The organism is Wolbachia endosymbiont (group A) of Clivina fossor, assembly GCF_964026865.1.
Lineage (GTDB): Bacteria > Pseudomonadota > Alphaproteobacteria > Rickettsiales > Anaplasmataceae > Wolbachia.
Window position 1 is genome coordinate 889,645 of record NZ_OZ034707.1, and the last position, 14,728, is coordinate 904,372.

Sequence of the window (14,728 nt, forward strand, 5' to 3'; positions counted from 1 at the left end):
TTAAACTCCCTTGCGGATGATAACGCCTCGTGCTTCAAGTTGCTTTATTGCTGCAGCTTTCTGCTCTTCGATGATATTTGCTGGCCACACAACTGCATGATCTGCTAACATTGCAATACGAGTAATGATTACTGCTTTGATGGTTTCCGTTGCGTTTACATCACTTGTTATTACACCTATCGCTGTTTGCGTCCCATCCGTGGCTGTCGGATTTATTATCTTAATCATGTTATCTTTATCATAGCCAACAACTGTTCCAAGTTTGAGGTTTTGTCCTTTGGCTACGGTTATTTCCTCTCTTGTATAATCTCTATATACTTCATATTTCAGAAGATCACCTTATATGTTAAAAACAAGTTCATAAATATTACAAAGTGGTAATATTAAGAACATGCAGAGAAGAGGAACCGTAGATCGCCTTGGTCATAAAGGACCGTAATTTAGCAAGGTTCTCTTCCCTGATTATTTATACTGAAAAGTTCCGAACAACTGATTGAGCTAAATTATTTGTTTCAGTTATACTTGTCATGTTTTTTCTCCTATATTTGTTACTTAAAAAAACTGCTTAAGTTTTTCTAAAATTTTGATGTTAAGTTAAAATAAATCTTCTAACGTAATCACTTTGTTGATTATATCTTTCAAGTGCTGGTTTTCAGTCGCTCCATTTGCAGCAATAAGTACCCAAAATATTTGTTTCTTTGACCTAGTTTTCTCTTTATAAATTGCCTCTTTTTTTCTTAACTGTTCTATATATTCTTTTGTTATCGTATAAGGCTTATCACTGTATTTTATTTCACAAAGTGTCGTACATCCATCCTCTCGATCAAACACCAAGTCTATCTGAGCACCACTTTCTTCGCTGTCTTTCTCTGGGTGATATTGCCACTCACCACATACAGTTAGTATATGTTCCATCTCTAGTTTTCTTTTAATCGTATTGGCATGTTTAAAACACACTGCTTCAAATGCTTGTCCTGTCCATGTTAGCCAAGCTGGTTTTTTTATTGCTAACTCCCAATAATGAACATCACTTGTTATTGCCTTTTTCATTACTTCTCTGAATGGTTCAATCCACGTTAGATAAAATAACACATATTCGTCCATTACCCTGTAATATACTCCTCTCTTTGCCTTATTCAGTGGTAAAAAACCTCCAATAAATCCTGCTGCTTCTAAGCTCCTTAGTTTAGTAGTTAAGTACCCACCTTCAGTGATTTTAGTTGCTTTTATAAGTTCTTTCCTGCTGATCCCTTTTGGCTTTCTTGCAATCGCACGAATAATATTTATATATATTTCTGGTTCTTCATACAACGAGTGGAACAACATATCAAATTCATCAAATAACAAACCTTCCTTCTGAAAACAGATCGCATTAATATTTTGTGCTGCTGATAATCCTTGACTTACTTCCTTAAGGTAGTGTGGTATCCCTCCCATGGCCATATAGATCTGTAATATCTGCTGGTGATTAAGATTGACTCCTGAATACCTTAGATACTCTTTAGTTTCACTTAAGTTAAAAGGCTGCAAAGGTATTCTTGCAGTAATACGGTTATGTAATCCTCCTTTATTATAGATTAAATTTTCTAACATCCATGATGCTGCTGAACCACACACGATCAATATAAGCCTTTTTCGATATGTCCAATATACATTCCAGTAGTGTTCCAGTGCTACTAAAAATCCAGATTTTCTTGCAGCAAGCCATGGCAACTCATCAAAAAATAAAACAACCTGCTCATTTCTATGAATATCAATCGAAAGAGTTAATTGATGCAATGCATCCATCCAGTTTTTAGGCAAAGCCATTCTTACACCATTGTAAAAAGATCTAGATAATGATTCTGCAAAGATCTCAAGCTGCTCCTTCAAAGCACCTTTGTTGAGACCTGTCTGCTCAAATAGGATTACATCACGTTTGTTGAAAAATTGTTTTATTAAATATGTTTTTCCTACACGACGTCGACCATACACTGCGATAAACTCGGCTGATTGGGAAAGAAGCTTATTTTCTAGGATGGCTATTTCTTTTTCTCTACCAATTATTGGTTCACTCATACAATTTACCGCGGCGTATGTTAGCATTATATACCGCGGTTATAAGATGATCAACTTTATTTTACCGCGGCGTATGTTAGCATTATATACCGCGGTTAAGAGTAGACCACCATCAAATGCCCGATTTTGCTCGACTTTTCGCTACCTGCATCATCAAGTCTTCTGGTGTATTTTGCGGTATTGTACTCAAAATCTCTGTCTTCTTCGTTCTCTCCGCCAGTATCGACATTAATATTTCTTGGGCTTGTTTTGCATTTACACCTTGCTCAATAAATTCTCCTATTTTCTCTGGCATCTTTGATAAATTACATAATCTTATCACCTCTAATACTTCCGTGCGGCAGCTCTCGTACCCTAAACATCTTCCTTGCTCAATTAGATCATCAATATCTATTGCTTGTTCTTTTATCTCAGTTTTAGTCATATTATTTCTCCTATAATTATCTATAAATTCAGAAAACGTTGTGATTCCATCAGCAAGACCTATTTCTATTGCTTTCTCACCAAAATATAGCCCTGCTTCTGTTGATCTGATCTTTTCCGTTGAAAGACCTCTATTTCTTGCTATAAGCTGCAAAAACATTTCATATAGACGATCTACTTCTTTTTGTAAGCTTTCCACACTTTCTGATGTTATTGGCTCATGCGGATTTAAATCGTTCTTTCGACTTCCTGCAAATACTGTGGTATATTTTATCCCTTGTTTTTCATCGAACCCACTTTGATCTATATGACTTGCTATTACTCCTATACTTCCAACTCCTGATGTTCTTGTTACCAATACTTTTTCAGCACTTGACGCTATCGCATACGCCGCAGAATATGCATCGTCATTTGCTATTGCTACGATCTTTTTTAATGCCCTTGCTTCGTAAATAAAGTCAGAAAGGTCGAATAAACCGTTTACTTCCCCTCCGGGGCTGTCTATGTCCAGTAAAATTGTCTCTATACTACTATTTGCTAATGCTTGTTTAATTTGTTCTTCTATTTGCTCATACGATGTCATTCCCAACATGTCATCAAAAGCTCCTGGTTTCTTGGTCAAAATTCCATGTATTGGTATTATTGCTATTTTTTCTACGTTGTTTTCTGCAGTGTGTTTTATGTTTTTAAACGTAGGGTGTTTTCCAGCATGTAATGACAATAATTCAAAACTCCTTTGCTCTATCATCATCGGCTTATTCATCCAATTTATTTGTGTCGTCATATGTTTTTAAAATTTTTTATTTGTGTCTGGGGCAATAAAAACCCATTTGTCATAGAAATAGAATTTTATATCATTTCAGCATTAGAATTCACATCAGAATCAAAATTTAAGCCCAGTTCACTAGCACGTCTTTGATCTTCGGCAATTTCTTGGTCCGACTTCTTCTACATCATAACCAAGTTCTGATACTACTTCTGACCTGCTCTTAAATCCATTTCTTACTGCCATTTGCTGTGCTTGCTGGTCTTTTAGCGGATCCACCCAATCAAATCCTTGTGCTATCCATTTTACTTCTTCTTTTCCCCCTTTTTTCGTCCATTCTTTGCCTATATCAAGTTCTTCTGAGAGTAGGGCTAATTCTAGCCACCTATTCCATACTGGTCGGCAAAGCTGAAATACTACCACGTTATGCTGTAACATTCCGCACCTTCGGCGAAACTCTATTAACCCAGCTCGGATTGATGAATAATTGACACCACTTAGATCTCCTGTTAGCTGCTCATAAGTTATTCCCATGCCTACTGCTATTGCCCTGAGCTGCTGTTTCATGAATGCTTCATAACTTCCTCCAACATCTGATGGTTCTGAAAATTTTATATCCTCTCCCGGGTCTAAAAGCTGCATAGTCCCAGGTTCTAAACCTGATAGTGCTACTCCATGCTCATTTGCTTGCGCCTCACCTAAAATATTTGCTTCTGGATCAAGTCTCGTAATAAACCCCGCAAACATCGCTGCTGTCCTCTTTCTCACCAACTCTGCATCATCATATTGATCAAGTTCATAGAGCTTTAACAGTACACTGGACAACCATGGTACTCCTCGAATCTGCCCAGGTCTTAGCGGTCTATAGATATGCAAAACATCGTTTGCTGGCACTCTCACTGATTCTCCAAATGATCCTTCACCAGGGTGCTCTCGAAAAAGGTAATACGCCTCTCGTTGTCCAAGTCTGTTAAACTCAATGCCACTGCGAATAATATTACCATTTGCAAGGGTTTGATTGCTCTTATTGCCTAAATGCTCTGATTCCAGTACTTGCAGTTGCAACGGCACACAAAGTCCATCTTCTCGTTTTCTTGTTCGGAGTCTTACAAAACATTCTCCTCCTTCTATCATGCTCCTACAAACCAAAGCTTGTAATCCATAAAAATCACTCACTCCGCTACTGTCTGCTTCATCTGTCCATCTCAGCCATAATTCTTGAACTCTTTTGCGAAACTCTGCATCTTTGGCTTTTGACTGCGGTTTTATTCCTGTCCCAACAGAGTTACTTACTATCGTATCGATTATGTTTGCTGCATAGGAGTTCTTTCTTACCATATCACGAGACCGACTGCGTAAGTGTTCAAGGCTTTGGGAAAGTAAGCTATTTATACTTCCTGACTCTGGTTGAAAGTGCAATAATCTCCTTCCTGAACCTGATGCATCCCAGGCTGAGCTCTTGATTTTTGGTTTGCGGAATAATTGTTTGAATGATTTTAGTAGCATCATGATATCTACCGTATTAAACATCAAGATAAAAATTATTGTTTTTTATCATAGCATTTAAACAAATGATGATTTTTCTCATTATAGCAACTAGAGCGACTTTGGCGGCTTTACCAGAGTCAACTAAACGCTGGTAAAGTACTTTCATTTTTCTGTTATGACGCATTGCAACCACAGCAGACATGTATAATGCTTTTCGAGCATAAAATCTGCCACCTATGATCTGGGCTTTGCTCATTTTCCTTCCGCTTTCATTAGTTTTTGGTGCAACCCCAACTAAACATGCTATTTCCTTATTATCTAATCTGCCAAGTTCAGGTACTTCTACAAGAAGAATACTTGCAATTTTTTGTCCAACACCTTTGTAACTAGTTAGCAGTTTGCTTTTTTCCTTCAAATCAGGGTCAGAGTTTATTATGCCTTCTATATCTTTCCTAACTTGCTCTGATTGCTTTTTTGCAAATTCTATTTGCTTTCCTAGATATTCTCTGGCTTTTCCTGTAGCAGTGTGTAAGCGGCACTTGTTTGCGTGAATCTCATCGCCTAGATTTCGCTCAATTGTTCTTAGCTCTTTTAATTCCTCTTGCTTTTGTGAAACCATACACTCTTTTACCCCATCGTTTTTTGCGATGAATTCAACATATTTTTCCAACAGTTTTGCATCTAATTTATCGGTCTTTGCAAAGTGATTGCAGGCTTTTGCAAATGCATATACCCGATTTGGATGAGCTCTATGGACAGCTATGTTATGCTCTTGCAACAGTTTTACGACAAGTCTTTCATAACCGCCTGTTTACACATAACTTAACAAATACGTTAGCCATTTTTGACTTTATAAACTCAGATATAGCTGTCTCTACATTTTCTATACGCTGATGTTTATTGTTGATTGAGATATCAAGTGTTTCTTTTGAAACATCAATACCCATAAAAACTGTTCTAGCCATTTTTGTACCTATAAATATAATCAAATAATAATGTAAATGCTGTACAGGATTGTGATTCGATCTTTTAGATCCCCCTACCGTTCGTACTACATTTCTTAAAGCTAGGAGTGTACTGAGATACCTACGATTTCTATCAATCAATCCAATTGACAGTATCACTCCTTGCTCATTATAGCCTTGCGGCTTTGATTTAATATACAATCTAAAAGAGAAGAAAGAGAAGTTTTTGCTTTTAGTAAATTACTTGATAGCTTTGAGAGAAAGTTAGGTTCTTCTACAAGTAGCCTACCTTCAGACTTAATCCATACCAAGGGCTACAAAACACTTAGTGATTTATCAAATTACATAATTGAAGTTAAGGGCGATTTTGCTATTCACTTAGTAACAAGTAATCATGTTGTTGCTATTTATAGAACTGGTAATAATTATGCTTATTTTGATAGTAATACGGCATTTGTTCCTGGATTAAAAAGCGTTGATCAGCTTATGAAAGTTGTAGAAAAAGCAGTAGAGTCTGCTGGCTATGAAGTAGAAGAAAAAGGCTTTCTTGTTGAGCATTTTGATGTTGAGCGAGCTAACGAGCTATTATCGAGTGGAGATAAGCAAATTCTAACAAAAGAAATTAAAACAGAACGTCAACTTTTAGCAGAGCAAGATAAGGAGTTTGGTCTTATAAAAGTTAATGGTCAAGAAGTATCCAGAGTACAGTTATATGACTTTGGAATTAAAATTAATGTGGAAGGTAGTGTACCGTTACTTATTAACGCTGATATGAATTTAAGTAGCAAAAAGTTCCAAGATTATCTAGGTAAAAAAGAAGTAAGTATGACAGCTAGAGAATATCTTGATAGCTTGAAAAATAGTAAAAATATAGAAGAAGTGATACGAGCAACTAAAGTAATTCCTTTCATGGGTTCAAAACGTGAAATAGAAGAAGCAGAGCAAACACGCAAGCCGAAACAACCTTTATTAGAACAGTTGGTTAAAGGAACAATTAATTCTATACTTGCTGCTGTTTCTCTTACTAGCGCTAGTCGGTCAAAGAGTCAGTTACCAGAAAAAGCAGGCAATGAACCTCAAACTTATTTAAATGATCCAACAGTAGACAAGCAGCTACAAAGATCTTGTTTAGGCTAATTCTTCCTGAAGTTGCTCTATTTCAGCTTTAGGAAGGCCAGTAGATTCAGCTATTAAGTCGACAGATACGCCAGCTTTGAGCAGGTTTTTAGCCACAGCAATTTTAGCTTGTTTTTCGCCCTCTTCCCTTCCTTCCGCTCTGCCTTTTTCATGTCCGATTAGGATGCCTTCATTAAGTTTTTCTTCAAGGGTAGATAAATAATCATCGGTACGTTTCTTAGCTTGATCATATGCAAGACGTTCTTCTTTACTCCAATTATATTGGTATAACTCATCATAAGCCCTACCAATAATTACATCACTACCTATTATTTTTTTTAGATCCTCTTCGCTCGTTTCATCTGCGTGCTGTTGTCTAAGTGAAGAAGGTCGCCCCTCTTCACTCGACTTCAAAACCGTACGTGAGACTTTGCGCCTCATACGGCTTCTCTCTAATTTGGTGCTTGTCATGCACACCTCCTGTGTAATTCATCGTGACAATGCCCATGTAACAAAGATAAATTTTTGATCATATTGTTTCGTCTATTCCGGTCTTTATGATGTATTTCTATTATATCATCACTTTCAAACCATAGTCTACAATTACCGCATTTACTTTGTTGTAACTTCAATAGTTTTATTACTCTTGATGGCTTATCTGGTATTTCTCTAAGACGATTACCCCAATAAACCCAATCACCATCATATGGAGATCTGGTTTTTTGCACTTTGATATGTCGTTTAATAACATGATCGCTGTGTATAATAAGATGTATCTTGTTACTTGTCATAAAACGCCAGTTATCGTTATTATACTTTTTAAAGTATTTTCTTTTTATCCAGCATTTCCCTTTGTTTGGGTGCCTAAAGACTGCCCACTTCCAGAGCTTTCTATGTATAGTATTATCCAATGAGCTAAAGATTTTACATGAAACTACTGAAGAGTAATATTGACTCCACCCTCTAATGATTGGATTGAGATTCCTTATTACTACTTCCTGTGGCGCCCCACGCATTTCTCTAAGTTTATGTTTAATAGCAAATATATGCTGCTTTATAGAATTACGACTTGGTTTTATTAATAATTTGTAACCTTTCTTACTTTCTTTTGTTGGATATTGTCTTATTGAAAATCCAAGAAAATCAAATCCTGGTTTTATTCCATTAATGATTTTTAATGTATGAGAAACTTTTGTCTTAGAAGGCTTTAATTCTAATCCAATGGTTTTTAACCATTCTTCAACTAGAACTTTTGCCCTAAGAATAATTTCTTCACTTTCATGTATGACGACAAAATCATCACAGTAGAAAATTACACTAATAGACTTTTGCGCATTTTTATGCGATATCCTACCATATTTTCTTTTCATGCATTGAAAGAGTTCGTTTGTTAATGCTTTTTTGATATGTTGCTCTAATCCGTGTAATGCAACACAAGCTAGCAACGGTGAGATCGTCCCTCCTTGAATTGTACCACGTTTTGTGGATTGAAACTTTCCATCTTCCATAACGCCTGCCCTTAACCATCCTCTTATGATTTTCTTTAACGTTGGTGTGGTATTGAGCTTTTCAAGCAGTTTATTATGGTTAATATTGTCAAAACATCCAGAAATATCAGCATCTAATACATATGCTGTTTTCTGTTTTAGCACATCAAATATGGCTTCAATTGCATCATGACATGATCTACCAGGTCTAAAACCATAAGTGTTTGGCTCAAGTTTTGCCTCCCATTCTGGTTCTAAAGCCATTTTTACAAGTGTTTGTTTTGCTCGACACGATATAGTAGGTATACCAAGCGGGCGATGCTCCGATGGCTTACCAGGTTTTGGGATCCAGACGCGTCTTGATGGCTTTGCTTTTTCTTTTATATCTAAAGAATATGATAGTTGTAATCTTTCTTTTTGATTAAGATTAGCCTTTCCATCAATACCTGCAGTCTTCTTCCCCCTATTGTCCTGTGTTACTTTCCTAACAGCGAGTGTTTTTGCACTTGTTGATTTGAGTAATAATCTCTGAAGATTATGCATCTTTCTGATATCATTACATTTAGAAGCTTGGTAAATTCGTTTTTGTAGCTTAAATGAAGATTTCTTCAGCTTTCGCCAAGGAATTCCATTCCATTCATACCTAGCTTTTTGCTGGTCCATAACATATTCACTACTATTCACCACTTTACCTTCCAAATTAAAGTGTTTACGTCTGCGTATCCCAGATATTACTTTGGGCATTAGCTTCTTAAACAATCCTTCCACATAGCAGCTTGTGGTTGGCTACCTACTTATATTTTTATGAATATAAGAGCTTTTATGTGGTTACTCCGTTCCATGGCTTCGTTTCACGTTAAACTTAGATTCCTACTATTTGCCGGAAGCTGGGAACATCAATAACTAAAGTCTTCAATCTTTAGTTCCCCTTTTGCTTCGTACCATTTTGGTCTATGCGTAGTTCAACCTCTTTTCGCATACTATGCTTTGACGACAATTCAAACATAGGTTCCTCTCGTAATCATATCTAACTCTGTTTGCAGGGATTCACCATGAGGTTTAGTGTTACCTGCTTTTATCTCATGCTTGCATCCCAAAGGTTGCCACCCTTTAAAATGTGAGATATACATTATCCCCGATGTCTAGGGAAAGTGGAATTTAACCACCACAAAACCACGACTTTCAGGGTCGCACTAAAAAAATAGATCCATTTTTCAACAATATTTTCTAATTGATCTTCTTTTGTTTTGTTAAACTTTGGTAGCTCTATGAAAGTGAAACTAAAGTCTTTGAGATCATGTTCAAAGGTCATCTTATCAAAAGTCACGTGATCAGACTTATAAGCCAGCTTATTAGGAAATAGGATAAAATCAGCAATAGCAATAAAGATAACCCCTTTAAGGTCATGATACTGGTCACCTACATCAGCTTGACTTGAATAAGCTTTGGCAGCGTAGTATTGGGCACATACTGTAATTGCTGTTGAATGATGGAGAGACATACTCCATTATTTTAACACGAAGTAACAAATTCAGTAGAATAAGTTCTTCAAAAACAATTTAAACTTTTACAGTAGGAGTAGTCTCATGAAATATTATAGCGGATTAGATGTCTCACTCAAAGAAACTTTCATTAGTATCGTTGATGAGAAAGGAAAGATTGTTAAAGAAGGAGTTGTTGCAAGCGAAAGCAAGGCAATAGCAGAGTACTTGCTTGAACAAGGCAAAAATTACGAAACTATAGGAGTAGAAAGTAGACAACTTTCAATATCAATGTGCAAAAAATTAAGGAGTTTTGGCTTGCCAGTAGTTTGTGTAGATGCAAGACATATGGCAGCAGCTTTGTCTGCAAGAATCAATAAAAATGATAAGAATGATGCAAGAGGTATAGCTCAAATGATGAGGGCTGGGCTATATAAAGAAGTACTAGTAAAATCGGATGAATCTTGTCAAATTAAAATAGCACTTGGAAGTAGAAGACAGTTAACATGCAGCTACCAGCAGATTGTTGGGACAATAAGAGGGTTATTAAAAATATACGGGATAAAGCTCGGTCAAGGGTCAAAATTTGAAAGCTTGTCTTTAAGAATAGAAAAAGCAATTAAAGATTTGGATGAAATAAGTAAGGCTTCAATTGGAGCATTAGTTTGTAGTTTAGAGGCAATAGAGAAGTCATTGGAAAAACTTGACAAGATGCTCTTAGAACAAGGCAAAAAAGATGAGGATTGTAAATTATTAACTACTGCTCCAGGTGTTGGTACTATAGTAGCAATGACATATAAAGCAACAGTGGATAACCCAAATAGATTTGAAAGATCTAGTACAGTTGGAGCGTATATGGGGTTAACACCAAGACAATATGCTTCTGGAGAAATTGATCGGCATGGTAGTATATCAAAAATGGGGCCCATGGAATGTCGAAGTATGTTATATGAAGCTGCACAAGTCTTACTTACAGTTAGTAAGAAAAATTTTAAGTTGAAAAGCTGGGGGTTAAAACTTACAAGGAAAAAAGGGATGAAGAAAGCAATTGTAGCAGTAGCAAGAAAATTGGCTGTAATTATGCACAGGATGTTGGTCAATAAAACAGAATTTTGTTATTACAATTAAGAGGAGCATAAACAATAATTTTACTCGAGGTAGTAATGCCGATGGAAGGGATAAGCAAGAAAAAACCTTGAAGCCTAGACTTCGTTGGGCACATGTTGCCGTCCACTTCCACCTAACAAGTATAGTGCGGCTTGACAAGTTTGTTGTCATATCAGACCGCGGAGAGAACCATGGAAGCACACTGCTCTTGTATGTAAAATTATTAAAGATTATGTAGGAAATATGTTATTTTGGTTTATATAAAAATTATTGTTGACTTATGTGCAATTAGAGAACGTTTTTCAAAACCTCTTGTTTTAGCGACTTGCATCTCAATTATGGTTTTGACCCCTGTAGAATCAACACAGAGAACATCAACAATACTTTGCTTTTGAGAGGCAATAACAGGGTCTTGAATGGGACTGAGAAAGGAGACATCTTTAATCTGGTTGTCATCAGTAAGATCTAATATATCATTAAGAAAGTGAATAAGAATGTCTTTGTTCTTTTCAGTACCAAATATTCTCTTAAATGCATAATCATTTCGCACATTGAGAAATTTAGAGAGAGCCATGAGAAAGTAAGTTAAAAAGCATTAATAATTATACACAATTCTGAAGAAATATTCAACGTTTTTATGCTGAGGTCTATTAAAGTGGTAAATTTAGCTAAATTTCAAGAGTTGGCAAAAAAACTACCTTCATAGATGACCCTAGAATGCTACTACGCACCTTAGATCCTTTTGTACATCTTTTTATAACCCCCTCATAAAGTGCCTAAAACCCCCAGCAAATGGATATCATGAATTTGGAGCTGTAGGAGACATCAAAGATACGCTTTTTGGTGTGTAAAAATACGAATCTACAACGACATCACCACCTTGGTAAACCATCTGAAGCTTATGACCAAGAATTTAGCTTTAATAGCGTGGGTATCAAGTTATACCAAATCTCATAAATAAGTAGGCAAATAACTCACAGAACAAATGGTTTTGATCGAACTTTCCGTAATATTACGAATGAATGCACATACAGTATCCTCCAATAAACTAACAGAGTCATATATTCTATTTTTAATGAGATTGTCTTTCAAATATTGCCATAAACGCTCTACTGGATTTAACTCTGGTGAATATGGAGGTAAATAGATTAAGGTAATATTTTGTGGTATTTTTAAACCTTTGGATCTATGCCATCCTGCACAATCCACAACAAGAAATGCCTCCCTTGTTCCTAAATATTGTGACATCTGCTCAAGGAATATATTCATACAATCAGTATTGACGTTTGGTACGAATAAGCTAGAACTCTCTCCATTTCTAGGATTAACTGCACTATAGAGATAAAAGTTTTGCCTACCTAATTTTACCTTAACCTGTGTCCTAATGCCTTTTTTAAACCACCCGTGTCCAATCTTTGAATGTGTGCCAAACCGCGACTCATCGAAGAAAAATAGCTCTTTTTCGGGATACGTGACAATAGTTTCATTAAGATTTTTTTTTAAACTCTTCTTGTTTATTTTTATCCTGTTTATTGTGCACAGGCCTTGGAGTAATACCAATTCCTAAAAATAAATAGACGAATAAAGAAAAATTTCTAAAATAGAATAATTTAAGAATTAGTGGGGAGTTATGGCAGGAAAAAGTAAAGCAATAGGAGAAGAATTATATAATAAGTGTAACCTGGAATTAAAGAAGCACGGCATAAGAGGAGAGATAGGAAGAAGATTACAGGCAATAATATCTGCAAAAGAATATGGAATAACAAAAGTTGTTCAAATATACCGAATTACTAGAACTACATTGATGAAGTGGATTACAAGATTTAAGGAAGGAGGAGTCAATGCGTTTAAAATACAACCAGGACGTGGAGTAAAGCCGAAGTTGAGCTACAAGCAGCAAGAAGAAATTAAAAATGTCATAGCAGAAGAAGGAGCCAACCTAACGGCTAAGAAATTAAAAATCATAATTGAGAAAATGTTTTCTATTGAGGTAAGTAAGTCTACAGCACATAGACTGATGCAAAAGTTAGGTTTTTCGTATATTACTCCAAGGCCTGTGCACAATAAACAGGATAAAAATAAACAAGAAGAGTTTAAAAAAAAATCTTAATGAAACTATTGTCACGTATCCCGAAAAAGAGCTATTTTTCTTCGATGAGTCGCGGTTTGGCACACATTCAAAGATTGGACACGGGTGGTTTAAAAAAGGCATTAGGACACAGGTTAAGGTAAAATTAGGTAGGCAAAACTTTTATCTCTATAGTGCAGTTAATCCTAGAAATGGAGAGAGTTCTAGCTTATTCGTACCAAACGTCAATACTGATTGTATGAATATATTCCTTGAGCAGATGTCACAATATTTAGGAACAAGGGAGGCATTTCTTGTTGTGGATTGTGCAGGATGGCATAGATCCAAAGGTTTAAAAATACCACAAAATATTACCTTAATCTATTTACCTCCATATTCACCAGAGTTAAATCCAGTAGAGCGTTTATGGCAATATTTGAAAGACAATCTCATTAAAAATAGAATATATGACTCTGTTAGTTTATTGGAGGATACTGTATGTGCATTCATTCGTAATATTACGGAAAGTTCGATCAAAACCATTTGTTCTGTGAGTTATTTGCCTACTTATTTATGAGATTTGGTATTACAGGCTCAATCTTTAGTTGAGAAGCAAGATTCTTTACCATTTCAACATTATCCTTTTCAGAGAAGAAAGATATTAATGAATCTATAATCTTTTCGCCCACACCGATTATGCTCATTAATTTATTAGGAGCTTCCTTATCGTAAGGTAATTGAGCCATCCAATTTTCATATGAGCCATAATGTTTTGCTAGTAATTTTGCTACGTGTGGTCCGACGTATCGAATCCCTAGAGAAGATATAAATCTGTCAAGGGTTATGGTTTTTCTACTATTGATAGAATTCAATAAATTAGATATTAATTTTTCACCCCACCCTTCTTGTTCACTTAAGTTGAAATTTTTTAGTTTTTCTTCGAGAGCAAAAATATCAGATATTTTCCTTATCAAACCAAGGTCATAAAAGAACTCCTCTTGTTTACCACCAAAACCTTTAATGTCAAGAACTTCCACAAAATGTTTTAACTTTCCTATTTGCTGTGCTGGGCAAACGTTTTCTCCGGTACATCTAATCGTAGCTTCCCAGTCATCAACTCTACTGCCACATTCCGGGCAAATATCAGGAAAAACAAACTTTGGTGCTTTTCGAGAACGAGCACTTTTATCTACATCTATAATTTTAGGAATCACATCTCCTGCCCTTTTGATTGTTACAATATCTCCTTCCCTTATGTCCTTACGCTTAATTTCATCTTTATTATACAGATTTGCCCTGCTAATGAGTACCCCCCCTATATTTATTGGAACTACTTTTGCAACCGGATTCAATTTACCCGTTTTGCCTACTTGTATTAATATTTCAACTATCTTAGTTTTTGCATGAGCTGCTGGAAATTTGTGTGCTATGGCCCAACGTGGTGCCTTGTTAGTGCTTCCAAGACGTTCTTGCAATTGTAAGTTATTGATTTTATGCACTACCCCATCAATATCATAACCTAATTCATGACGATTATCATAAATCCTGTTATAAAACTTCAGCATCTCGTCCACATTGTTTGCTAAGCATTGGTGCTCATTTACACAGAACCCTAGCTTTTTCAGCTTATTCAATACTTCAGATTGGGTGTTTTCTGTACCACCAATTAAAGAATATGCGAAATACCTAAGTGGCCTGCTGGCAGTAACTTTTGGATTTAGTTGTCTTAATGAACCGGATTGTATATTAAATCAAAGCCGCAAGGCTAT

General features: G+C 35.9%; 10 protein-coding genes and 5 pseudogenes. 3 read left to right on the forward strand and 12 right to left on the reverse strand.

Features of this window, described 5'->3' with window-relative positions:
* The 6 genes and pseudogenes from AAGD99_RS04550 to AAGD99_RS04575 form a co-directional block, all read right to left on the reverse strand.
* Positions 1-330: a head decoration protein gene (locus AAGD99_RS04550; RefSeq protein ID WP_341823210.1), complete on the reverse strand. Its 330-nt coding sequence runs from the start codon at positions 328-330 to the stop codon at positions 1-3.
* 264 nt (positions 331-594) lie between these two features.
* Positions 595-2,058, reverse strand: coding sequence for an AAA family ATPase (locus tag AAGD99_RS04555; RefSeq protein WP_341822713.1), 1,464 nt, complete (start codon positions 2,056-2,058; stop codon positions 595-597).
* A gap of 112 nt (positions 2,059-2,170) precedes the next feature.
* Positions 2,171-3,265, reverse strand: coding sequence for a S49 family peptidase (locus AAGD99_RS04560; protein WP_341822714.1), 1,095 nt, complete (start codon positions 3,263-3,265; stop codon positions 2,171-2,173).
* A gap of 65 nt (positions 3,266-3,330) precedes the next feature.
* Positions 3,331-4,753, reverse strand: a pseudogene (locus AAGD99_RS04565) (phage portal protein).
* 16 nt (positions 4,754-4,769) lie between these two features.
* Entirely contained in the window at positions 4,770-5,513 is a 744-nt protein-coding gene (locus AAGD99_RS04570) for a transposase (RefSeq protein ID WP_341822715.1), read from the reverse strand.
* Between the two features lie 19 nt (positions 5,514-5,532).
* Positions 5,533-5,700, reverse strand: coding sequence for a hypothetical protein (locus AAGD99_RS04575; protein WP_341811913.1), 168 nt, complete (start codon positions 5,698-5,700; stop codon positions 5,533-5,535).
* Positions 5,701-6,186: 486 nt separating this feature from the next.
* Here AAGD99_RS04575 and AAGD99_RS04580 point away from each other — a divergent pair, with 486 nt between their 5' ends.
* Complete coding sequence (locus AAGD99_RS04580; protein ID WP_341822716.1) at positions 6,187-6,837, forward strand: hypothetical protein; 651 nt, start codon at positions 6,187-6,189, stop codon at positions 6,835-6,837.
* Here AAGD99_RS04580 and AAGD99_RS04585 read toward each other — a convergent pair.
* The 3 genes and pseudogenes from AAGD99_RS04585 to AAGD99_RS04595 all read right to left on the reverse strand — a co-directional run.
* Positions 6,829-7,287, reverse strand: coding sequence for a hypothetical protein (locus AAGD99_RS04585; RefSeq protein ID WP_341822717.1), 459 nt, complete (start codon positions 7,285-7,287; stop codon positions 6,829-6,831). The genes AAGD99_RS04580 and AAGD99_RS04585 overlap by 9 nt on opposite strands.
* Positions 7,284-9,071: a group II intron reverse transcriptase/maturase gene (gene ltrA / locus AAGD99_RS04590; protein WP_341822236.1), complete on the reverse strand. Its 1,788-nt coding sequence runs from the start codon at positions 9,069-9,071 to the stop codon at positions 7,284-7,286. The genes AAGD99_RS04585 and ltrA overlap by 4 nt, the downstream gene beginning before the upstream one ends.
* A 427-nt stretch (positions 9,072-9,498) precedes the next feature.
* Positions 9,499-9,768 (reverse strand): annotated as a pseudogene (locus tag AAGD99_RS04595) (PD-(D/E)XK nuclease family transposase); the annotation flags it as partial.
* Positions 9,769-9,889: 121 nt separating this feature from the next.
* On the opposite strand from AAGD99_RS04595, the gene AAGD99_RS04600 reads away from it, so the two are divergent.
* Entirely contained in the window at positions 9,890-10,912 is a 1,023-nt protein-coding gene (locus AAGD99_RS04600) for an IS110 family transposase (RefSeq protein WP_341822718.1), read from the forward strand.
* Positions 10,913-11,183: 271 nt separating this feature from the next.
* Here the strand turns inward: AAGD99_RS04600 and AAGD99_RS04605 are convergent.
* Both AAGD99_RS04605 and AAGD99_RS04610 read right to left on the reverse strand, forming a co-directional pair.
* Positions 11,184-11,465 (reverse strand): annotated as a pseudogene (locus AAGD99_RS04605) (Rpn family recombination-promoting nuclease/putative transposase); the annotation flags it as partial.
* 377 nt (positions 11,466-11,842) lie between these two features.
* A pseudogene (locus AAGD99_RS04610) lies at positions 11,843-12,446 on the reverse strand (IS630 family transposase); the annotation flags it as partial.
* A gap of 75 nt (positions 12,447-12,521) precedes the next feature.
* Between AAGD99_RS04610 and AAGD99_RS04615 the strand changes: the two are divergent.
* Positions 12,522-13,536 (forward strand): IS630 family transposase gene (locus AAGD99_RS04615; protein ID WP_341822251.1). Its coding sequence is split into 2 segments (ribosomal slippage): positions 12,522-12,986 and positions 12,988-13,536, totalling 1,014 coding nucleotides; the frame shifts between segments, so codons are not numbered across the junction.
* Position 13,537: 1 nt separating this feature from the next.
* Here the strand turns inward: AAGD99_RS04615 and ligA are convergent.
* Positions 13,538-14,707 (reverse strand): annotated as a pseudogene (ligA, locus tag AAGD99_RS04620) (NAD-dependent DNA ligase LigA); the annotation flags it as partial.
* Between the last annotated feature and the right edge of the window lie 21 nt (positions 14,708-14,728).